Annotated in this window: 19 protein-coding genes; 8 read left to right on the forward strand and 11 right to left on the reverse strand. The window is 63.5% G+C overall.

Features of this window, described 5'->3' with window-relative positions; all coding sequences use genetic code 11:
• Positions 1-30 precede the first annotated feature (30 nt).
• The 3 genes from DKM43_RS05755 to DKM43_RS05765 all read right to left on the reverse strand — a co-directional run bounded on the left by DKM43_RS05755 (position 31) and on the right by DKM43_RS05765 (position 2988).
• Positions 31-675, reverse strand: coding sequence for a class I SAM-dependent methyltransferase (locus DKM43_RS05755; protein WP_109797504.1), 645 nt, complete (start codon positions 673-675; stop codon positions 31-33).
• Positions 675-1892, reverse strand: coding sequence for a DUF3419 family protein (locus DKM43_RS05760; protein ID WP_109797505.1), 1218 nt, complete (start codon positions 1890-1892; stop codon positions 675-677). The genes DKM43_RS05755 and DKM43_RS05760 overlap by 1 nt, the downstream gene beginning before the upstream one ends.
• A 106-nt stretch (positions 1893-1998) precedes the next feature.
• Positions 1999-2988, reverse strand: a complete 990-nt coding sequence (locus DKM43_RS05765) for a threonine ammonia-lyase (protein WP_109797506.1) — start codon at positions 2986-2988, stop codon at positions 1999-2001.
• 78 nt (positions 2989-3066) lie between these two features.
• Between DKM43_RS05765 and DKM43_RS05770 the strand changes: the two genes are divergently transcribed.
• The 4 genes from DKM43_RS05770 to DKM43_RS05785 all read left to right on the forward strand — a co-directional run bounded on the left by DKM43_RS05770 (position 3067) and on the right by DKM43_RS05785 (position 8243).
• Complete coding sequence (locus DKM43_RS05770) at positions 3067-4272, forward strand: saccharopine dehydrogenase family protein (RefSeq protein WP_109798023.1); 1206 nt, start codon at positions 3067-3069, stop codon at positions 4270-4272.
• A 107-nt stretch (positions 4273-4379) separates the two neighbouring features.
• Positions 4380-5579 (forward strand): carboxynorspermidine decarboxylase, encoded by a 1200-nt coding sequence (locus DKM43_RS05775; RefSeq protein ID WP_109797507.1) that lies wholly within the window; start codon positions 4380-4382, stop codon positions 5577-5579.
• A 41-nt stretch (positions 5580-5620) separates the two neighbouring features.
• Positions 5621-6847: a serine hydrolase domain-containing protein gene (locus tag DKM43_RS05780; protein ID WP_109797508.1), complete on the forward strand. Its 1227-nt coding sequence runs from the start codon at positions 5621-5623 to the stop codon at positions 6845-6847.
• Positions 6848-7019: 172 nt separating this feature from the next.
• A complete protein-coding gene (locus tag DKM43_RS05785) occupies positions 7020-8243 on the forward strand; it encodes a type III PLP-dependent enzyme (protein ID WP_109797509.1) in 1224 nt (407 codons plus the stop codon).
• A 167-nt stretch (positions 8244-8410) separates the two neighbouring features.
• On the opposite strand, the gene DKM43_RS05790 is transcribed toward DKM43_RS05785, so the two are convergent.
• The 4 genes from DKM43_RS05790 to murI form a co-directional block, all read right to left on the reverse strand.
• Positions 8411-9091 (reverse strand): nitroreductase, encoded by a 681-nt coding sequence (locus DKM43_RS05790; RefSeq protein ID WP_109797510.1) that lies wholly within the window; start codon positions 9089-9091, stop codon positions 8411-8413.
• Between the two features lie 145 nt (positions 9092-9236).
• Complete coding sequence (gene hemA, locus DKM43_RS05795) at positions 9237-10457, reverse strand: 5-aminolevulinate synthase (protein WP_109797511.1); 1221 nt, start codon at positions 10455-10457, stop codon at positions 9237-9239.
• Between the two features lie 84 nt (positions 10458-10541).
• Positions 10542-11513: an MBL fold metallo-hydrolase gene (locus DKM43_RS05800; RefSeq protein WP_161554041.1), complete on the reverse strand. Its 972-nt coding sequence runs from the start codon at positions 11511-11513 to the stop codon at positions 10542-10544.
• 43 nt (positions 11514-11556) lie between these two features.
• Complete coding sequence (gene murI / locus DKM43_RS05805; protein ID WP_109797513.1) at positions 11557-12396, reverse strand: glutamate racemase; 840 nt, start codon at positions 12394-12396, stop codon at positions 11557-11559.
• A gap of 90 nt (positions 12397-12486) precedes the next feature.
• On the opposite strand from murI, the gene plsY reads away from it, so the two are divergent.
• The 3 genes from plsY (at position 12487) to topA (ending at position 16888) form a co-directional block, all read left to right on the forward strand.
• The gene (gene plsY / locus DKM43_RS05810; protein WP_109798024.1) at positions 12487-13062 is read left to right on the forward strand and encodes a glycerol-3-phosphate 1-O-acyltransferase PlsY; all 576 of its coding nucleotides are present in this window, start codon (positions 12487-12489) and stop codon (positions 13060-13062) included.
• A complete protein-coding gene (gene dprA / locus DKM43_RS05815; protein ID WP_109798025.1) occupies positions 13062-14186 on the forward strand; it encodes a DNA-processing protein DprA in 1125 nt (374 codons plus the stop codon). The genes plsY and dprA overlap by 1 nt, the downstream gene beginning before the upstream one ends.
• 101 nt (positions 14187-14287) lie before the next feature.
• Positions 14288-16888: a type I DNA topoisomerase gene (topA, locus tag DKM43_RS05820; protein ID WP_109797514.1), complete on the forward strand. Its 2601-nt coding sequence runs from the start codon at positions 14288-14290 to the stop codon at positions 16886-16888.
• Between the two features lie 41 nt (positions 16889-16929).
• Here the strand turns inward: topA and DKM43_RS05825 are convergent, their stop codons facing one another.
• Genes DKM43_RS05825 through lepB form a run of 4 tightly spaced genes read right to left on the reverse strand, consistent with a single transcriptional unit; the run spans position 16930 to position 20258 of the window.
• Positions 16930-17775: an SGNH/GDSL hydrolase family protein gene (locus DKM43_RS05825; protein ID WP_109797515.1), complete on the reverse strand. Its 846-nt coding sequence runs from the start codon at positions 17773-17775 to the stop codon at positions 16930-16932.
• Complete coding sequence (era, locus tag DKM43_RS05830; protein ID WP_109797516.1) at positions 17763-18656, reverse strand: GTPase Era; 894 nt, start codon at positions 18654-18656, stop codon at positions 17763-17765. Before era ends, DKM43_RS05825 begins: the two co-directional genes overlap by 13 nt.
• Before the next feature lie 49 nt (positions 18657-18705).
• A complete protein-coding gene (rnc, locus tag DKM43_RS05835) occupies positions 18706-19422 on the reverse strand; it encodes a ribonuclease III (protein ID WP_201739794.1) in 717 nt (238 codons plus the stop codon).
• Positions 19377-20258, reverse strand: coding sequence for a signal peptidase I (gene lepB / locus DKM43_RS05840; RefSeq protein WP_109798027.1), 882 nt, complete (start codon positions 20256-20258; stop codon positions 19377-19379). Before lepB ends, rnc begins: the two co-directional genes overlap by 46 nt.
• A 167-nt stretch (positions 20259-20425) precedes the next feature.
• Between lepB and pgi the strand changes: the two genes are divergently transcribed.
• A complete protein-coding gene (gene pgi / locus DKM43_RS05845) occupies positions 20426-21949 on the forward strand; it encodes a glucose-6-phosphate isomerase (RefSeq protein ID WP_109798028.1) in 1524 nt (507 codons plus the stop codon).
• The last annotated feature ends 49 nt before the right edge of the window (positions 21950-21998 follow it).

Genomic DNA, 21998 nt, shown 5'->3' on the forward strand with positions numbered 1-21998 from the left:
CGTGGATGAAGTTCGATTGTCAAATGCAACTTATCGCCGCAGCGTGACTCGCCGGAAATAGCCCCAACGCCCGCGCAATGTGCGCAAGGTAAGCCCCCGGTCTGCGGCGATGCGCATGGCGGCACCCACAAGATCGCGGCGCGGGCTTACGTGAAAGCGGGCAAGCCAGCGGTTCATCAGGCCGCGCAAGGGGCCGGGCAGGCCCTCGAAGTCGCCGAAGTCGACCACGTGAAGTGAACCACCGGGGGCAAGCAGGCTGGCGGCATGGCCCAGCGTGCGTTCCCAGTGCGGGATCATCGACAGGGCATAGGAAATGACCACGCGATCAAACGTGGTGCGGCCGAACAGCACCTTTGCATCGAAATCGGTGGCATCGCCGCGCGCCAGCGTGCAATCCGCACCAAGGCGAGTGCGTGCGACCGAGAGCATTTCCTCCGAAATATCCAGCCCGTGAAGCCGCGCACCGGGCCAGGCGCGCGCGATGCAGGCAAGATTGCGCCCGGTGCCGCACCCCACTTCGAGAACGGCCATCCCCGGCGCTGCTTCCAGCCCTGCGATCAGGCCATCGCGCCCGAAAAGGTAATACTTCCGGGTGGCATCATAGATGTGCTTCTGGCGCCGATAGACCGCGTCCATCAGCGCGCCATGTCCTGCGGGTTGAGCCTTCGCTGCCATCAGGCCAGTTCGTAAACATGAACACCGCCATAGATCGACGAGCGATCCTGCGCGGTGCATTCGGCGGAAAGTGCCTCGTGATAGTGCCAGCGTGCCAGCAGCGCATCATCGAGGCGGCCCGGCAGCAGACTCGGCTCGGCGGCGGTGCGGAACAGCACGCGCGCAGCGGGACGCGCGGTGCGGGTGATTTCCCGCCACAGGGCATCAAGCTGCTCGTCGCTCATCCAGTCCTGCGCATCGAGCAGCACATAGCGATCGAGCGAGGCGTCAGGCTGGCGGCACAGGTGTTCGGTCAGGTTGGCATGACAGACATCGACCCGGTCTGCCCGGTCGCGCACTGCCTGCCAGTTGGCGGCCTGCAAATAGGGTGGCAGGGGAGCGTCATCGCCGCGCCCGTAACCCCGGCCGAAGGCTTGCCAGGCGAAGTAGTTGTCCTCCACCGGAAAGTCGCAGGCAAGACGGGCGAGGCGCCGCCGCAGCACTTCGGCCATGGGTTCGTTCCCGGCCAGTGCCTCGAACTGCGCGGGCGGAATGCCCAGCCCGAAAAGCGAGGCGGGCTGATCGGTCAGCCAGCGCACGAAGCGCTTGTCGAAAACCGGCGCCATCTCGCGTTCGAACACGCGCCGCTGTTCATCAAGGCTGCGCGCGGCGAGGATGGCCGAAAGGTCGATCCGGTAAAGCCGGGCGAGGAGATGGGCGATGCCGATGAAGTTGCCGAGGAGGCCGCGCTTGTAGATGTTGCCCGCAAACCCGTTGATCCGGCGGCGTCCGACGATGTCGCGCCCTTCCCAGTAACGGCGCGTCGGCTCGTCGAGATGCGGGGCCAGGTGTTCGCGGTAGGCAGCGATATTGGCCGCGCAGTCAGCCTCGGCAAAGAAGCGCCGGAAGTGCTGATAATCGGGCAGGTGCCGCGCCGAGGCGAGCTTCAGCTTGTTGAGCGCGATATGCGCGGTGTTGAGATCAACCGCAGTGATCTTTGCCGGGTCGGCTGTGAGATAGGACAGGACATTGCAGCCCCCGCTGGCAATCGCGATGATCCGGCTGTCCGGCCGGATTGCCAGCGCCTTCATGTCGACTTCGGGGTCTTCCCAGATCTGGGCATAGACGAGGCCGCGAAAGGCGAGGGCAAAGGCATGATCGAGCACGCGGCTTGCAGCACCCGTGCCCTTGCGGACGACCGAGCGCGTTATGGGATGGGAACCGGCGCGTTCCAGCATGGCAATGACCCTTGGCAGGATTGGCTTCGGCCATGCTACTGGAACGTGACCATTGCGCCCGTGTGGCACATGGCCGCCAATTGTCAGGAAGCTGTAAGACGAACGCTCAAGTCTGCGCGATCATGGCGGCAAAGGCTGCCGGATCGACATTGCCCCCTGAAAGAACGATCGCCGTGCGCCCATCGGTCGGCACCTTTCCGGCCAGAACCGCCGCAAGCCCGGCCGCACCGCCCGGCTCGATCACCAACCGCAGCCTTGCAAAGGCGAGGGCCTGCGCCGCGCGCACTTCCGCTTCGGTAACGCTGATTCCCTTGAGGCCGCGCGACATCATCACGGCGAAGTTTATCGGAAAGGTGGCCGGTGTCTGAAGCGCATCGCAAGCGGTCGGCGGGGCGCCTGCCGACACGCGCTGGATAGTGCCGCTTTCCAGACTGCGCGCCACATCGTCCCAGCCTTCCGGTTCAACCGGAACAATCTCGGCATTAGGCAGGGCAAGGGCCAGCCCCGCAGCCAGTCCCCCGCCGCCGCAGGGTGTGACCACGCGGGTGGGCGTCCCGCCTGAAAGGCATTCCATCTGCGCGGCGAGTTCTACCCCGCAACTGCCCTGTCCTTCGATCACCCAGGGATCGCCATAGGCGTGGACCAGCGTTGCGCCGCTTTGCGCGGTCAGCCGCAGGGCCACCTCATCGCGGTCCTCGCCGCCGGGGCGGTCGTAAAGGACGATTTCGGCGCCAAGAGCGCGGGTGGCCTCAAGCTTTACGGCAGGCGCATCATTGGGCATGACGATCCGCGCGGCAATGCCCAGCCTGCGCGCGGCCCAGGCCACGCCCTGTGCGTGATTGCCGCTCGATACCGCGACGATTCCGCGCTGGCGTTCTTCATCGGTCAGGTCCGAAAGCCTGTGCCAGGCGCCCCTGATCTTGAATGCCCCCACCGGCTGGAGGCTTTCGGCCTTGCACCAGACAAGAGCGCCTCCGGGCAGTTCAAGCGGCAGGAGCGGGGTTTGCGGAAGAAGCGCGGCGATCTTCTCGGCTGCGCGCACCACACCCGCGCGCGTCGGCATACGGCAATCGACAGAAGGAATTGGTTTTGTCATGCCACTCCTCTAAAGGCGTGCTCCATGATTGTCCTGCGCAAGCATGGCGCGGGATGCAAAAAGACAGTTGGAGTCACCATGGCAAAAGTTCTCGTCATCGGCGCAGGCGGCGTCGGCTCGGTCGCGGTCCACAAGATGGCGATGAACCCGGATATCTTCAGCGGTATCGCGCTGGCCAGCCGCACCAAGGCGAAGTGCGATGCCATTGCCGCCTCGGTGAAGGAGCGCACCGGCGTTGACATCGATACCTACCAGATCGATGCTGACGATGTGGCAGCGACGACCGCGCTCATCAACGCGGTAAAGCCCGTCCTCGTGGTCAATCTTGCGCTGCCCTATCAGGATCTCAATGTCATGGATGCCTGCCTTGCCGCGGGCGTCAACTACATGGATACCGCGAACTACGAGCCGATCGACGAGGCCAAGTTCGAATATTCGTGGCAGTGGGCCTATCAGGACAAGTTCAGGCAGGCGGGTCTGATGGCGCTGCTGGGTTCGGGCTTCGATCCGGGCGTGACCAGCGTGTTCGCCACATGGCTCAAGAAGCACAAGCTCGACACGATCCGCACGCTTGACATCCTCGACTGCAACGGCGGCGATCACGGTCAGCACTTCGCGACGAACTTCAACCCGGAAATCAATATCCGCGAAGTGACCGCGCCCGCCCGCCATTACCTGAAGGGGGAATGGATCGAGACGCCTGCGCTGACCATCCGCCAGCAGTTCGACTTCGAACAGGTCGGCCCGAAGAACATGTATCTCATGTATCACGAAGAGCTTGAGAGCCTTGCCAAGCATCTGCCCGAAATCGAACGAATTCGCTTCTGGATGACCTTCGGTGATGCCTATATCACGCACCTTACCGTGCTCCAGAACGTGGGCATGACCCGGATCGATCCGGTGATCTACGAGGGCAAGGAGATCATCCCGCTCCAGTTCCTGAAGGCCGTTCTGCCTGAGCCGGCCTCGCTTGGTCCCACGACCAAGGGCAAGACCAACATCGGCGACATCGCCACAGGTCTGAAGGACGGGGTGGAGAAGACCTTCTACATCTACAACATCTGCGACCATGAAGACGCCTATCGCGAGACCGGCAATCAGGCGGTGAGCTACACCACCGGCGTGCCAGCGATGATCGGCGCGGCGCTGATGGTGCAGGGCATCTGGAAGGGTGAGGGCGTGTTCAACATGGAACAGTTCGATCCCGATCCCTTCATGGACATGCTCAACCGGCACGGGCTGCCGTGGCAGGTGAAGGAACTGGCAGGGCCGCTGGAGTTCTGATTGTTCCTGCCGCTGCGGAGGCGGGGCGTTCAGCCGGTTGCAGTGCGGCTTGTGGGTGCAAGGTTGCGGGCCGTTCTGCGGTCCCTGCCGCAGTTTGAGGATTGAAGATGGAAACCAGAGCCGGTGATCCGGGAGCATTTGCCCATTTCGATCTTGGTCGTGTGGACAGCCCGGCTTTCGTGGTCGACGCTGCAAGGCTCCGCGCCAATCTGACGGTTCTCGCCGATGTGCGTGATCGCGCCGGGATCAAGGTTCTGGCGGCGCTCAAGGCCTTCTCGATGTGGAAGGTTGCGCCGATTATCGGCCAGTATCTCGATGGAGTGTGCACGTCCGGCCTGTGGGAAGCGAAGCTGGCGGCCGAGCACTATGCGGGCGAGATCGCCACCTATTGCGCGGCCTACAAGGCGCAGGACATGGCGGAAATCCTGCGACTTTCCGACCATGTGATCTTCAATTCGCCAGGGCAGCACGCCCGCTTTTCCGCCGAGATCGCGCAGGCACGGGCCGCAGGCGACGTGTTCGACTTTGGCCTGCGGATCAATCCGCTGCACGCCGAAGGCGAAGTGCCGCGCTATGATCCGTGCGCGCCGCATTCGCGCCTCGGTTTTCCGGTGGACCAGTTGCAGCCCGAACATCTCGATGGCGTTTCGGGCCTGCATTTTCACACCCTGTGCGAGCAGGACTTCGAACCGCTGAAACGCACGTGGGACGCACTTGAGCCAAGGATCGCGCCATACTTCGGACGGCTCAAGTGGCTGAACTTCGGCGGTGGTCATCACATTACCCGCGCCGATTACCAGCGCGACGATCTGGTTGCCTTCCTGCGCGAGGTAAAGGCACGCACGGGCTGCGAGATCTACCTTGAACCGGGTGAGGCGGTTGCGCTCGATGCCGGCATTCTCGTCGGCACGGTGCTGGATAGGCACTGGAACGGAATGCAGCTTGGCATCACCGACATTTCCGCCACGTGCCACATGCCCGATGTGATCGAGGCGCCCTATCGCCCGGCAATGCTGGGCGAACTGCCGATCGACGAATACGAGGATGGCGGGGAGGGCGGCGTGCCCGTGCGCCTTGGCGGCCCTTCATGCCTCGCCGGAGACGTGATCGGCGATTACCGGCTGCCGGGCGGAATGGAGCCGGGAACACGCTTCGCTTTCCTCGACCAGGCCCATTATTCCATGGTCAAGACGACCACCTTCAACGGTGTGCCGCTTCCTTCGATCTGGCTCTGGGACAGCGAAACCGACGCACTGGAGAAGCTGCGCAGCTTCACCTACGAGGACTTCCGCGACCGCCTTTCCTGAGGCATGGTGCCCGCCAGAACAGACATGGCGGGAGAACAGGGATGGCGGGTGAGCTGCTTGATGGCGTGACGAGTGATCCGGTCCGGATGGGCTGGATGCAGGGCTTTCCGCCTTCTGCGGACAAGCTGCTGCTTGCTGCGCGCGCCGATCACATGCGCTTTCCGATGATCCGCTGGTCCTATTCGAACATGCGCCAGTTCGTGCCCTCGCGGCGTGTTGCGGCCGCAGTCGGCGCAAAACCCCTTGCACGCGCGCTGCGCGATGATCTGGGGCAGGTGCGGTTCGTGCCGCTGGGCGCGGATGCTCCGGTGACGCTGGAACAGTCGCTTACCGATGCCTTTACCGACGCGATCATGGTGCTGCACCGGGGTGAAGTCGTGTTCGAACGGTGGTTCGGCGTGACCGGGCCAGATACGCGCCACATCGCCTTTTCAGTGACGAAGAGCTTCGTCGGCACGCTTGCCGAAATGCTGGTCGAGGGAGGGCGGATCGATCCTGATGCTACCGTGGACGCCATCCTGCCCGAACTGCACGGCAGCGGGTTTGCCGATGCCACGATCAGGCAGGTCATGGACATGACCACCGCGCTCGATTTTTCAGAGGACTATGCCGATCCCAATTCCGGCATCGGCGCCTACAGCGCGGCTCTGGGGCTGACGCCAAGGCCCGCTGGCTATGCCGGGCCGGGGGATCTTGCCAGCTATCTTCCTACCATTGCCAAGGCTGGTGAGCATGGTCAGGGATTCACCTATCGCACGCCCAATACGGAAGTCCTGGCGTGGATCATCGCGAGGATCGAAGGGGCCCACTTCGCGGACGTTCTTTCATCGCGCCTGTGGCAGCCGCTGGGAATGCTGGGGGATGCCGATCTCATTGTCGATCAGGCCGGAACAGCCTTTGCCGGTGGCGGGCTGAACCTGCGGCTGGAAGATCTTGCCCGTTTTGGCGAGGCCATGCGGCTGGGCGGACTTGGCGTGATTGCAGAAGGCGTGGTCGAACGGGTGCGGCGAGGCGGCGATCCCGCCCTGTTCGATACGGCGCGCTATCCGCAATTGCCGGGATGGAGTTATGGCAGCCAGTGGTGGCACGCGCACACCAACAGCGGCTGTTTCAGCGCGCGGGGCATTCATGGGCAGACGCTGTGGATCGATCCGGTTGCAGAGATGACGATTGCACGATTCGCATCGCATCCGACTGCGGCGAACGGCGCGAATGATCCACTGTCGCTTCCGGCGTGGGCCGCGCTGGCAGATGCGCTAAGGTGCTGATTTTCGGCGATCTGTCTGGAAATGTTTCATTTTTCTGACATCTTTGTTGGGGCGTGAGATTTTCACTTGAGATTCAGCGTGGGGGGCTTATTACCGCGCTCTCGCTGCCCCATGGGGACTTCCAAACCGCAAGGCAGCTTTGTTCAACTGTTCCGTTTGGGGGTCCCTTGAGTTGCACATCCATCCTGACGCACTGGCTGTAGTTCGCGCCTCCGCGCCTGAACAACCCGCCATTCTGAACCGCCCGCACGCTGCTGCGCGCGCTGCCCGCTTCTTCGTCGAGAAGTTTCCGGGCAAGTCGCTCTATGCGGTGAAGGCGAACCCTTCGGCAGATCTCATCCGCATCCTGTGGGACGCGGGCGTGACGCATTACGATGTCGCCTCCATCGGCGAAGTGCGTCTGGTGCGTGAAACGCTGCCGCAGGCAACGCTGTGCTTCATGCACCCGGTGAAGGCACCTTCCGCGATCCGCGAGGCCTATCATGAGCATGGCGTGCGCGTGTTCAGCCTCGATTCGTTCGAGGAACTGGAAAAGATCAAGACGGCCACCGCCGACGCCGATGGCAACCTTGCCACGGATCTGACGCTGTGCGTGCGCCTGCGCGTTTCGTCCGAATATTCCGAACTGAGCCTTGCCTCCAAGTTCGGCTGCGATCTGACGCAGGCGGGCGAACTGCTTCAGGCCACGCGGCAGGTGGCGGATTCGCTGGGTGTTTGCTTCCACGTCGGCAGCCAGTCGATGAGCCCGCACGCCTATGTCCAGGCGCTTGAGCGCGTGCGTGCGGCGATCGTGGATGCGTCGGTCCTGGTCGATATCATCGATGTCGGTGGCGGTTTCCCGTCGATCTATCCGGGCATGGAACCACCGCCGCTCGAAGATTATTTCGGCGTGATCGACCGCACCTATGAATCGCTGCCGGTGTCCTATTCGGCCGAACTGTGGTGCGAACCGGGCCGGGCACTCTGCGCGGAATACAACTCGATGATCGTGCGGGTCGAGCGTCGCCGCGGCACGGAGCTTTACATCAACGATGGCGCCTATGGCGCACTGTTCGATGCCGCGCATGTGGGCTGGCGCTTCCCTGTCCGCGTTCTGCGCGATGAGGTTGCCAACGATCTGGAAACCGAGATCGAGATGGAGGGCTTCAGCTTCTATGGCCCGACCTGCGACGACATGGACCACATGGAAGGACCGTTCGAACTTCCTGTTGACGTGAAGGCAGGCGATTACATCGAGATCGGAATGCTGGGTGCCTATGGCGCGGCCATGAAGACCGCGTTCAACGGCTTTGGCGCAACCGAAGTCTTCGAGGTTTCGGACGAACCGATGGCCAGCCAGTATCGCGGTGATCGCCGCGATCCGCGCGTTTCCGACAATGTGGTTTCGCTGCGCTGATCCAAAACGACGCAATCTGGTTCGGATAAGGCCCTGCCGGAAGGCGGGGCCTTGTTCTTTTCTCATGGTCTGAGGCAGGTGCAATGCTTCTGCGCTGATCGGGAAGGCGCGAACGCTGGCGCAGGGAGCGCATCCGCGTATGGCTGGTGTGCTGGCTCAGTGAAGTTTCAGAACCCGACGAACCTTGCCGCCTCATCTACGCTCTTTCGCCTGCTCACCACGGCATTGGCGGGAAAGGCGGGATCGGGCCAGCCTAGGGCAACGGCCTTCATGATGACCTGATCGTCGGGGATGCCGGCATGTTCGCGCACGACGGGCGACTGCATGATGCCTTGCGAGTTGATTACGCAGCCAAGACCGCGTGACCATGCAGCATTGACCAGTGCCGTTGTCACCGCGCCGCAATCGAAAGCGGTGTCGTCGCTATCAGCCAGTTCTCGATCATAAGTGACGATCACGCAGACGGGGGCATCGAACTGGCGGAATCCGCGCAGGACCCAGTCCTGACGGGCAGCGGCATCATCGCGCGCGATGCCCATGGCACCGAAAAGCTGTTTGGCGACCTCTACCTGCCGGTCACGGTGCACGCCCTTGAATGGCTGGCCCCGGCGGAATTCGCGGCTGTCCGGTTCGCCCGCCAGAATCCTTGTCGTATTGCCCTTGCGGATGCGTTCGAGCGGCTCGCCGGTGATGACATGGAAGTGCCAGGGCTGGGTATTCATCGAAGAGGGAGAGCGCATCGCGAGGGCAAGGATCTCTTCGATCAGCGATTTCGGCACCGGCTTGTCGAGATAGCCGCGGATAGAGCGTCGGCCGAGAACCACTTCATCGTAAGACGGAACCTCCATGCAACCTCCCGGATTTAATTGAGCGATTAAGGCTAGCGTGGCGGACGAGAAAGGCAAGCATGTTGGCTTTGGTTCAGGCCGCAACCACAACGAAAAAACCCTCCCGCATAACGGGAGGGCTTATCGGTCAGGCTCGCATACCGGATCAGGCAGCCCGGCGCAGCTCCAGTTCCATGCGCTGCCAGATTTCCACCAGCGCCGCGGTCAGTTCGTCCATCATCGCTTCGGTGTGCGATGGTCCCGGCGTGAAGCGCAGACGCTCTGTTCCGCGCGGCACGGTGGGGAAATTGATGGGCTGCACATAGACGCCGTATTCCGCCAGCAGGATGTCGCTGATCTTCTTGGCGCGCACGGGATCGCCCACCATCAGCGGAACGATGTGCGTGGTCGATGGCATGACCGGCAGGCCCGCCTCCGCAAATGCCTTCTTGAGATAGGCGGCGGCAGCCTGCTGGCCTTCGCGTTCGACGCTCGAGGTCTTGAGATGGCGCACTGATGCGAGAACACCGGCCACCAGCACCGGAGAGAGCGAGGTGGTGAAGATGAAGCCCGGCGCGTAGGAGCGGATCACGTCGATGATCTTGCGGTCAGCCGCGATATAGCCGCCCATCACGCCGAATGCCTTGCCCAGCGTGCCCTCGATAATATCGATGCGGTGGGCGGCCTCATCGCGGTCGGTGATGCCGCCGCCGCGCGGGCCATACATGCCGACAGCGTGCACTTCGTCGATATAGGTGAGCGCATTATACTTGTCGGCAAGATCGCAGATGGCGTGGATCGGCGCCACATCGCCATCCATCGAATAGACGGATTCGAACGCGATCAGCTTGGGCAGGGCCGGATCCGTTTCGGCCAGAAGCTGTTCGAGGTGCGCCACATCATTGTGGCGGAAAACGCGCTTTTCCGCACCGGAATTGCGGATGCCCGCAATCATCGAGGCGTGGTTCAGCTCGTCCGAGAAAATCACGCATCCGGGCAGGATCTTGGCGAGCGTGGACAGCGTGGCATCGTTCGAGACATAACCGCTGGTGAAAAGCAGGGCGGCGTCCTTGCCGTGCAGATCGGCCAGTTCAGCTTCAAGTTCGATGTGATAGTGCGTGTTGCCACCAATATTCCGCGTCCCGCCCGATCCTGCGCCCACGTTGTGCAGCGCTTCTTCCATGGCGGCGATCACCTTGGGGTGCTGTCCCATGGCGAGATAATCGTTGGAGCACCAGACCGTTATCGGCTTCGGGCCGTTGTGGCCGGCAAAGCAGCGTGCGTTGGGGTAGGCGCCCTTGTTGCGCAGAATGTCGATGAAAACGCGGTAGCGGCCTTCGGAGTGCAGACGCTCGATAGCGGAATCGAAAACCTGATCGTAATTCACTCCGCCGCTCCTTCCTGCAACCGGGGCTGTGACGCTCCCGGAAGGCCCTGAACCCGTGGACCTATCGGCGATATGGGGGCGCTTCTACGCGGGTTGAAGGGGCTTTGCCAGTGTCAATTCGGGCCTGTGTCCCAAAGGCGGAGACGAGGCCGCTGCGGCAGGCGGGGCCTTTGGCGCGAGATCGGGAGCGATGCTGAAGCCCTTTTCCGCTGCGGCATCGCCGATCCAGTCGGCATCGTGCGAAGGCAGGATGACCAGGCGCGGCTCCTTCTTCTCAAGCGCATGAAGTGCCTTGACCCAGCCGATGACGGCATGGCGATCCTCCTGCACCAGAAAATCGGTAAGCAGGCGCGAGCGCGGCACGGCTTTTTCGATGTTGAAGGCAAGCGATGCGGTGTCTCCCGCGAAGAGAAACTCACGCCCGTTGGCAAGCTTCACGAAGATCATTTCCGATGCCGGGGTGTGGCCGGGGGTCTGGATCAGCACTACGCCAGGGGCAATCGCTTCGATCGGTGCAAGGCTGCGCGTGCCTTTGATGTGGCTGCCGTTCTCGCGGTAGAGCGCATTGATGGTGGCGAGCATCCCCGGTGTCAGAATGGCCTTGCCCATGATTCCGTCGAAGCGCGGATGATCGAGAAACAGGCCGACGTGATCCAGATGGGCATGGGTCAGCAGTATCAGCCCCGCCTCGTCGATCCATCGCTCGACCAGCGCGGCCGCAGCCGGATCATAGTCCTTGAAGCCCGTGGCCAGCGCGTCGGCCCGGCTCAGGCCGGGATCGATCACGATGCTGCCTCCGGGCGCCTCGATCTTCCACGCGATGACGCCTGCCGTCGTTGGCCTGAAACCTGTTCCGGCCGCCAGCGCCGCCGAAGGCACCTCGCGCGAGGCGACGAGCGCAAAGTGGATGGCCGTGGGCTTGTCTCCCGGAAAGGCATCGGCGGCCCTGCGCACTGCGGCCATATCGAAGGTGCGTGGCGGGATGGAAGCGGGGCCGGAATCGACCAGCAGCCAGTAATAGGCCAGCCCCGCCACTGCGAGGATGGCTATGGCCACTTTCGATAATGGACCCAATGTCCCGCCCCCCGCGCTGCTGAACCTAGAACACCGCCGTGCGGCCAAGGCCATATTCGGCAAGCGCCGAACCTAGCTGCTCGATTTCGATTCCGCCACGGGTGAACAACGCCAGATCGGGAGCAGGCCGCCCATCGACTATCGGGCACTGCCATGGCTGCCCCGCCGTCAGCGCGGCGATGCGGCGTGCGATGCCGTCAGAACCGTCGACAAAGGCAACGCCGGGGCCGAAGGCGGCGGCCAGTTCGTCCTGAACCAGCGGAAAGTGGGTGCAGGCCAGAACCACCGTATCGATCCGTTCGCCGCCGGGCTGTGCGCGCAGTGCCGCGGCCGCATCGGAAAATACCTTGGGATCAACGGGCTGGCCACGCAGCTTCGCCTCGGCCGCGGCGACCAGTTCCGGCGCTCCGTGGCGCAACAGGTGCTTGTCGGCGGCAAACTCGGCTTCAAGCCGGTCCACATAGGATTGGCGGATCGTCGCCTCGGTGCCCAGCAGGCCGATAACTCCCGTCCGGGTCATCGCGGCGGCGGGCTTTATCGCGGGGACGGTTCCGACGATAGGCACTTCGAGCACTTCGCGCACCGCGGCCAGCGCAATCGTTGAGGCCGTATTGCAGGCAATGCAGACCAGCCGGGGGTGAAGACGCTCGGTCAGGCGGCCGAGAAGGCCCGAAACACGTGCGGCAATCTGCGCTTCGGTCTTCGCGCCATAGGGCAGGCCGGCATTGTCGGCGACATATATTACCGGGGCTTCAGGCAGCAGCGCGCGGACCTTGCGCAGGACCGACAGGCCCCCAACGCCCGAATCGAACAGGAGGAGCGGCGCGGCAGGATCGACGGACGGAGGCTTGGCGGGAACGGTCATGGACGCGCGCCTTGTATCGGGATTGGCAGCAAATTGGGAAGTGGCCTCTTTCGCTTGTCACCCGGTTGCGGATATGAGCAGGCGGTGGACATGCTTCTTTCCCTGCTCGCCGGCTACCTGCTTGGCTCTGTGCCCTTCGGCCTCATTCTCACCCGGATTTCCGGCGGCGGCGATCTGCGCGCCATCGGATCGGGCAATATCGGCGCCACGAATGTGCTGCGCACCGGGCGCAAGGGCATTGCGGCGGCAACCCTGCTGCTCGATCTTGGCAAGGGACTTGCCGCAGTGCTTCTGGCCCGCCAGATCTGGCCGGGTGCCGAGGCTCTCGCAGCGCTTGGGGCGGTGCTGGGGCACTGTTTCCCCCTGTGGCTCCGCTTCAAGGGCGGAAAGGGCGTGGCCACCATGATGGGCATTTCGCTTGGCCTCGCGTGGCAGATCGGGCTTGTCTATGCTCTGGTTTGGCTGGGCGTGCTCTTTGCCAGCCGCATTTCCTCGCTTGGCGGGATGAGCGCTGCTGTTGCCGCACCGGTCGCGGCACTCGCGCTTGGCTTTGGCGGCTATGCTCCGGTTCTGGTCTTGCTGGCGCTTCTGGTGATCTTCCTGCACCGCGAGAACATTGCCCGTCTGCGTGCGGGAACCGAACCGAAAGTCGGCAGCGGCAAGTGATGGCATGCGGCGCGCCTGCGGCAGCACCTGCGCTGACCCGCGATGAGGCGTTCGCGCGCATCCGCCTCTTGCGTTCACCCAATATCGGTCCGGTATCCTATCGCCAGCTTTTGCAGCGCTTTGGGACGGCGGCCGCTGCGCTGGATGCGCTGCCCGATCTCGCAGGACGTGGCGGGGCGCGCTACCGTGTGGCGGCAGCAGACCGGATCGAGGCCGAGATTGGCAACGTGCGCAAGGCGGGCGCGCGCTACCTCTTCCATGACGGTCCCGATTACCCGCGCCTGCTGGCCGCGCTGGAAAATCCGCCTCCCATCCTGACGGTTAGGGGCGATGCGGCGCTGCTTTTGCGGCCGTCGGTTGCGCTGGTGGGTGCGCGGAATGCCTCGGCTGCGGCAACCAAGCTTGCGCGCGAATTCGCAAGTGCGCTGGCCGCCCGTGGCTATTGCGTGATTTCGGGTCTTGCGCGCGGCATCGATGCTGCGGCCCATCGCGGCGCCCTTGCGGGAATGGCGGACGGCGGCGGCACGGTGGGAGTTATCGCCTGCGGTATCGACATTGCCTATCCCCCGGAAAACGCCGAACTTCAGGATCAGGTCGGCCGTGACGGATTGCTCGTGGCCGAAATGCCGCCGGGCACAGAGCCATTGGCCCGGCATTTTCCCCACCGCAACCGCATCATCGCCGGTCTTGCCACGGGCACACTCGTAGTGGAGGCCGCGCCGCAGTCCGGCTCGCTCATCACCGCGCGCCTTGCGGCCGAATCCGGGCGCGAGGTCATGGCGATACCGGGATCGCCGCTCGACAGCCGTTCCCACGGGTGCAACCAGTTGATCCGCGACGGTGCGATACTGGTGCAATCACCCGATGACGTGATCGAACTGCTGGCAGGGTTCGACGGGCGGCCGCGCTCGGCATTCCGCGAAGGCGAGGTGCCGTTCGCCATCGGCGAGGAAGAGGAACCGGCAGATGTTGCCAGATTGCTCACACAGGCGCCCGTGGCGGTAGATGAACTGATCCGGCAAAGCGGGGCAAGTGCGGGAGCCGTCCAGATGGCCCTCATCGAACTGGAACTGGCCGGGCGGTTGCAGCGCCATGCCGGGGGCAGGGTCAGCCTTTCGGTGTGATCCGGCTATGGGGCGAGCCTCGCGTTCGAGGCGCTTGACGAACTGCCATGGCAATCCCCACCCTCGCGCACACGTACACGTAAGGACCGATTTTTCAGATCATGCAGCTTGTCATCGTCGAATCTCCGGCCAAGGCCAAGACCATCGAGAAGTATCTGGGGCCGGGCTACAAGGTGCTCGCTTCCTACGGGCATATCCGCGACCTGCCGGTAAAGGACGGCTCGGTCCGTCCCGACGAGGACTTCGCGATGGACTGGGAACTTTACGGCGACAAGCAGTCGCGGGTGAAGGCAATTGCCGATGCGGCCAAGGGGGCCGACCGCCTGATCCTTGCGACCGACCCCGACCGCGAGGGCGAAGCCATATCCTGGCACGTGCGCGAACTGCTGGCCAAGCGCCGGGCCCTGCCCAAGGCAGTGGAGCGCGTTACGTTCAATGCGATCACCAGGCAGACCGTGACCGAGGCGATGCAGCGCCCGCGCGAGCTGGATCAGGATCTGATCGATGCCTATCTGGCGCGGCGAGCGCTGGATTACCTGTTCGGCTTCACGCTTTCTCCGGTGCTGTGGCGCAAGCTGCCGGGGGCAAAGTCTGCCGGGCGGGTGCAGTCGGTAGCGCTGCGCCTCATCGTTGAGCGCGAGCGCGAGATAGAAGCTTTCCGGGCGCAGGAATACTGGTCGGTCATTGCCCGGCTCGAACATGCCGGAACCACGTTTGCCGCAAGGCTCGTCAGGTTCGATGGCGAGAAGCTCGACAAGCTGACGCTTGGCGATGAAGGCGCGGCGATGAGGGCAAAGGCCGTGGTCGAGGCGGCCACCTTCCGCGTGGAGGAGGTCGAGACCAGGCCCACCCGGCGCAATCCCTATCCGCCGTTCACCACCTCGACCCTTCAGCAGGAAGCCGCGCGCAAGCTGGGCTTTTCGGCCAGCCACACGATGCGCGTGGCGCAGACGCTCTACGAGGCAGGCGCGATCACCTATATGCGCACCGATGGCGTGCAGATGGACCCCAGCGCGATTTCGGCCGCGCGCAAGGCCATCTCGGATCGCTTTGACGGGCACTACCTTCCCGAAAAACCCCGTCATTACGAGACGAAGGCCAAGAATGCTCAGGAAGCGCATGAAGCGATTCGGCCCACCGACTTTGCGAAGGACAGGTATGGTTCGGGCGATGAGGCGCGTCTTTACGACCTGATCTACAAGCGGGCCATGGCCAGCCAGATGGCGTCTGCCAGCATTGAGCGCACCACCGTGACGCTGCGCGATGGAACGGGCCGCAACGAACTGCGCGCAACCGGGCAGGTCATCAGGTTTCCGGGCTTCCTTGCGGTTTACGAGGAAGGTCGCGATCAGAAACAGGATGGCGAGGATGAGGAGGCAACACTGCTTCCGGCGCTTGCGGCGGGCGATTGTCCGGCAAAGCGCGGCGTCGAGGCGACCCAGCACTTCACCCAGCCGCCCCCTCGCTATTCCGAAGCGAGCCTTGTCAAGCGTCTGGAGGAACTGGGCATCGGGCGGCCTTCGACCTATGCTGCCACCTTGCAGGTGCTGAAAGACCGCAATTATGTGCGCACCGAGAAAAACCGTTTCTTTGCAGAGGAATCGGGTCGTCTTCTGACAGCATTTCTCGAAAGATTCTTCCCGCGCTATGTCGCCTACGAGTTCACCGCCGGAATGGAGGAGGAACTTGACGATGTTTCCGGTGGGCGCGCCCGGTGGAAGCAGGTGCTGGCCGATTTCTGGCGGGACTTCAAACCCAAGTCCGACGAAGTCATGGAGAAGAAGCCGAGCGAGGTCACGGCCGAACTCGACGCGTTTCTCTCGGATTACTTGTTCCCCCCGCGCGAGGATGGCGGCGATCCGCGCCAGTGCCCGAAATGTCAGGCCGGGCGGCTTTCGCTGCGCGGCGGGCGGTATGGCGCGTTCGTCGCGTGCTCGAACTATCCGGAATGCAAATATACCCGCAAGTTTGCCCAGCCCGGCGGGGCAGAGGCCGAGAGCGGCGAGGACGGCGTTCTCGGACAGGATCCGGCAACGGGGCAGGATGTCGTCCGCAAGGCGGGGCGCTTCGGCCCCTATGTGCAGCTTGGTGAAGGCAAGGACGCAAAACGGGCCTCGATCCCCAAGGACATGGGCGAGATCGATCTCGAAGGGGCGCTGAGGCTTCTGTCCCTGCCGCGCGAGGTGGGCATCCATCCCGAAAGCGGAAAGCCGATCACTGCCAGCATTGGCCGTTACGGACCCTATCTGGCGCATGATGGCAAATACGCCCGGCTCAAGAGCACGTCCGAAGTGTTCGAGACGGGCATGAACGCGGCAGTGATGATGCTCGCCGCTGCTGCTGCTGGTGCGGGCGCACGGGGCAGCCGGGCTGCGGCGGAACCCTTGAAGGTTTTCGGGGCGCACCCGGTTTCCGGCGGCGAGATCAGGCTCATGGCAGGCCGCTATGGTCCCTATGTCACCGATGGCACCACCAACGCCACCCTGCCGAGGGACAAGCAGCCTGAAACCCTGACCGCAGAAGAAGCCGTTGCGCTGATTGATGAACGTGCGGCAAAGGGGCCTGCAAAGGGCAAGAAGGGGGCGGCCAGGAAGACCACCGCCAAGAAAGCGCCTGCAAAAAAGGCCCCCGCCAAGAAGGCGGCTTCCAGCAAGGCCGCATCAGGCACAGCAGCAGGCCGAAAGGCGAAGGCGGAGCAGTGACCGCACCGACCGGATGCTCGCTGGCATCCGGTCGTCATGAATCAGCGGCGGGTAGTGCCTGCCAGAAATGCGGCAAGGGCCTTGGCCGTAGCGGCATGACCAAGCCGGTTCGGGTGCACCGGAATGCCATCGCCCGGCGGCGCAGTCAGGCCATTTGCCCACGGCTTGGCAGAGCAGGGGGCGTGCGGTCTGGACATGGCCGACAGGCGGAACACTTCGGCCCTTTCCTGCCGTGCCACACGTGCCGTCATGGCGGCAAGACGGGTGGCGGCGTCCCTGCTCTGGGCCAGACGCCTGCTGCTGATCGGCAGGGCAGCGCAAGGAGTGCGGGCAGGAAGAACGGTCATGTAATCCACGAACACGATGCGTGCTTCGGGTGCCCGCTGACGGATCTGCCGCACGATCTGGCGCATCCTTTCTTCGTTGCCTTCCCAGTCCGCGTCGCTGATCTCGCGCCAGGCCTGACAGCGCGGGAGGGGATTGGTCATCGTCTCGCAGCCGGCGGCAAAGATATTGCCCACGAAGTTCACATCGTTGCCGCCAATCGTGATCGTCACCAGCCGCGTATCTGCGGTTATGCTTTCGATCTGTGCGGGAACCTCGTCCCAGGGGCCAAGCACGTATTCGGTGGTGGCTCCGCTGCATGTTGCGTCGACAAGCGCCAGCTTCAGATGGCTTGCCAGCAGGTTGGGATAGTTGAGCGTGCCTCTGCCGCACCGTTCCGGCGAGCCCGGCGTATTGGGGCCTACACCGGGGCCTGCGGCAAACGAACTGCCCAGCGCCACATAGCGCGCACCTTCGGGCAGGGCCTGCGGCTTGGCCCAGGCTGGAAGCGCCGCCAGCGCCATCAGGATGAAAGGCATGGCAAGACGCTTCACTTCACCCACTCCAGTCCGATTTCCTCGTAGATTTCCTTGGCATCGGCCCAGCGCTCGTCCACCTTGACGTGCAGGAAAAGGTGCACCTTGCAGCCAAGCAGTTCTGCCAGTTCCTTGCGCGCGGCTTCACCGATCGCCTTGATCCTGGCGCCACCCTTGCCCAGCACGATGGGACGCTGGGTTTCGCGTGCAATCACGATCTGCTGGTGAATCTCGATCGATCCATCCTTGCGCGTCAGATACTTTTCCGGGCGCACCGTGCTGTCATAGGGCAGTTCATCGTGGAGCTGGCGATAAAGCTGTTCGCGGGTAATTTCGGCGGCCATCAGGCGTTCGCTGGCATCGGAAACCTGATCTTCGGGATAGTTCCATGGGCCTTCGGGCATGAGCGCGGCCAGCCGCTGCTTGAGTTCCGGCACGCCATCGCCGGTCAGCGCGGAAACGAAGAACACTTCGTCGAATGCGGCTGCGGCGCTGAGCGCCTCGGCCATGACCAGCAGCGGTTCCTTGGGTGTGGAGTCGACCTTGTTCAGGACAAGGATCTTGCGCTCCGGCCGGTCGCGCAGACTGGCGAGGATCGGGTCGAGGTAATCCCGTTTTTTCTTGCGCGCATCGACCACCAGGAGGATCGCATCGGCTTCCTGCGCGCCGTCCCATGCGGCATTGACCATCGCACGGTCAAGCCTGCGCCGGGGCTCGAAAAGGCCGGGGGTATCAGCCAGAATGATCTGGGCTTCCCCTTCGATCGCGATGCCGAGCAGGCGAGCACGGGTGGTCTGCGCCTTGGCAGAGACGATGGCGACCTTCTGGCCGACAAGTGTGTTGACGAGGGTTGATTTGCCGGCATTGGGCGCGCCGAGCACGGCCACGAGGCCACATTTTTCGGTCATGGGTCTGGTCTTTTCGAGAGGGATTGGATGCCTTTAAGGCAATTCGGCCTCAGGCGTAAGCCTGCATGAAGGCGCGCGCGGCGGCGGTTTCGGCTTCCTGCTTGCTCGATCCGCGAGCGCTTGCCTCGCCCACGCCCTTGACCGCGACGGACACGGTGAAGGTGGCGGCGTGGTCCGGGCCTTCGCGTGCAACCAGGGTATAGACCGGCGGCTTGCGCCGGTTGCCCGCAGCCCATTCCTGAAGCGCGGCCTTGGGATGCTTGCGCTGGCCAGTGCCCGATGCCATGGGTTTTGCCCATAGCCTGCGAACCAGCGCCCGCGCCGCATCGAAGCCCTGTTCGACGAACACCGCCCCGATCAGGGCCTCCATGACGTCACCGAGGATGTTTTCGCTCTGCGCGCCGCCGTCATCGCGGGCCTGTTTGCCAAGGCGGATATGTTCCGAAAGGCCGATGCTGCGCGCGACATCGGCGCAGGTCCCGCGGCTGACAAGTGCGTTGAGCCGCTGCGATAGCTTGCCTTCGGCCGCATCGCTCTGCTCGTGCAGCCATTCTGCAATGACCAGCCCCAGCACCCTGTCGCCAAGAAACTCCAGCCGCTGGTAATCACGCGCTTCGCCCATCGAACCGTGGGTGAGCGCATCGGTCCACAGGTCGATGCGCTTTGGCTCATGCCCGGTCAGGCTGGAGATGAAGGCAAGGGCCGAGGCGGAAAGCAGGCTCAGAACGTGCCTCCGATCCGGTTCCAGCGCGCGGCGGTGAACCATGTCCACGGCAGGAACCAGTTGGCGCTGCCATCAGTCGACCACATCATGATCGTAGCACGACCCACGAGATTGTCCTGTGGCACAAGGCCGATCCCGCCACCTTCCATGGCCGGGAAGCGGCTGTCCATCGAATTGTCGCGATTGTCGCCCATCATGAAGAGGTGGCCTTCAGGCACGACCACTGGCGGAGTATCGTCAACCGCGCGCTGGCCAAGGTCCAGCACGTTGTAACTGCGTCCGCCAGGCAGGGTCTCGCGGAACTGCGGATAGTGGCAGGTCTGCCGCCCGTCCGCCTCGGTGACGGCGAATTCGGCCGCCACGCAATCGGTATTGGGGCTTACGGCGATCACGAAGTCCTCGATCCGCTGCTTGGGCACGGCCTGCCCGTTGAGATGCAGCACGCCGCCGATCATCTGCACCGTATCGCCGGGCAAGCCGATCACGCGCTTGATGTAGTCGATGTCGTTGCCCGGAGGCGCCTTGAAGATCACGATCTCGCCGCGTTCGGGCTGGTGCGCGAAAATCCGTTTGGGCAGCAGCGGAAGGCTGAAAGGCAGCGAATACCGGCTGTAGCCATAGGGCCACTTGGCGGCGAGCAGATAATCGCCCTTCACCAGACGTGGCAGCATCGATTCCGAGGGGATGTTGAAGGGCGAAAAGATGAAGCTGCGAAAGATCGCCACGATCACGATCAGCTTCAGCAGGAAGACGGGGAAGCTGTCTTCCTTCTTTTCCTTCTTCAAGGGCTGCGGCGCCAGTGCAGCGTCAGCCTGTGCAGGATTGGCCTGCGAAGGGGCGGTGGAGGGTGTCGGGGGGGCTTCGGGCGTATCCTGCATCGTCGGGGTCATGTTGCCCCCGCTGGCCTTCGTCAAGTGTGTTATTCGTGTAATACGCCGGTTGAAATACGTTTGCGCATGGCGCGCGCCTGCCAAGACCATGCTTGGCGCAGACCGGCTTAGCGGGCATTAGGGCCTTGTGCAGTTGCGAAAGGATGAGGATCACGATGACGTTAGCGCAAGCAGGAACGCTCTGGGCCGCGCTGGAAGCCCTGCCTCGGCCCACGCTTTCGGCCTTGTTCGCGGCAGGCGATCGTCTCGGCCGATATTCCGCCACGCTCGATCTTCCCGGTGGACCGATCCTGTTCGACTGGTCGAAGACGCATCTTTCGCCTGAGGTCGAGGAGCTGCTTGGCGCGATTGCAGAGGCGATGGACCTTGCCGGGCGTCGCGATGCCCTGATTTCGGGGGAGAAGATCAACAATACCGAAGGGCGCGCCGCCGAGCATACGGCCGAGCGGGGCATCGGCAAGGATACCAGTGTCGAGGAGGCTGATGCCCTCCACGCGAGGATGCGGATGCTGGTCGATGCCATTCATGAAGGCGCGCTTGGCGAGGTGAAGAGCCTGATCCACATCGGTATTGGCGGGTCGGCGCTTGGTCCGGCTCTGGCCATCGATGCGCTCACCCGCGAGGGGGCAAAACTTGCCGTCCATGTCGTCTCCAACATCGATGGCTGCGCGCTGGAAGCGGCCATGAAGGCGTGCGATCCGCATTCCACCCTGATCGCGGTGGCCTCGAAGACCTTCACGACGACCGAGACGATGACCAACGCGGCATCGGCGCTGGAGTGGCTGCGCGAGGGCGGGGTGGCCGATCCCTATGGCCGGGTTGTTGCACTCACCGCATCGCCCGAAAAGGCGGTGGAGTGGGGCGTGGATGAAACGCGCGTCCTGCCGTTTTCGGAAACGGTTGGCGGACGTTATTCGTTGTGGTCGTCGATCGGCTTTCCGGTTGCCATGGCGCTGGGCTGGCAGGGCTTTGCCGCATTTCTGGATGGCGCTGCGGCAATCGACCGGCATTTCATCGATGCGCCGCTTGCCGGCAACGTGATCGTCCGGGCTGCTTTTGCCGACCTTTACTATACGCAGGCGCGCCAGTGCCAGACCCGCGGCGTCTTCGCCTATGACGAGAGGCTCCGGCTCCTGCCCGATTACCTTCAGCAGCTTGAGATGGAATCCAACGGCAAGCGGGTTCTGGCTGATGGAACGCCGCTGGCCCGGCCCAGTGCCCCGGTAACATGGGGCGGTGTCGGCACCGATGCGCAGCACGCGGTTTTCCAGCTCCTGCATCAGGGCACCCATCTGATCCCGGTCGATTTTCTTGCCGTCAAGACGCCGGGGCACGATCTCGATCCGGTGCATCACCAGATCCTGCTGGCGAACTGCTTTGCGCAGGGTGCAGCGCTCATGGCGGGCAAGGCATCTGATGATGGCGCCCGCGCCTATCCGGGGGATCGCCCTTCGGCCACGATCCTGTGCGATGACCTCAATCCCGCCACGCTGGGCGCGCTCATCGCCTTTCATGAACATCGCACTTTCGTCTCGGCGGCGATGCTGGGGATCAACCCGTTCGACCAGTTCGGGGTGGAACTGGGCAAAGCCATTGCAAAGCAGATCGAGGCAGGCGGCGGCGACGGCTTCGATCCATCGACCGAAGCCCTGCTGGCCGCGGCGGGGATCGGCGGCTGATGGCAAAGCGCTGACCCGGCCGCGGTCTCCTGTGTCAAAGCCTCTGGTC

The sequence above is a fragment of the Novosphingobium meiothermophilum genome (genome assembly GCF_003171715.1).
GTDB lineage: Bacteria > Pseudomonadota > Alphaproteobacteria > Sphingomonadales > Sphingomonadaceae > Novosphingobium > Novosphingobium meiothermophilum.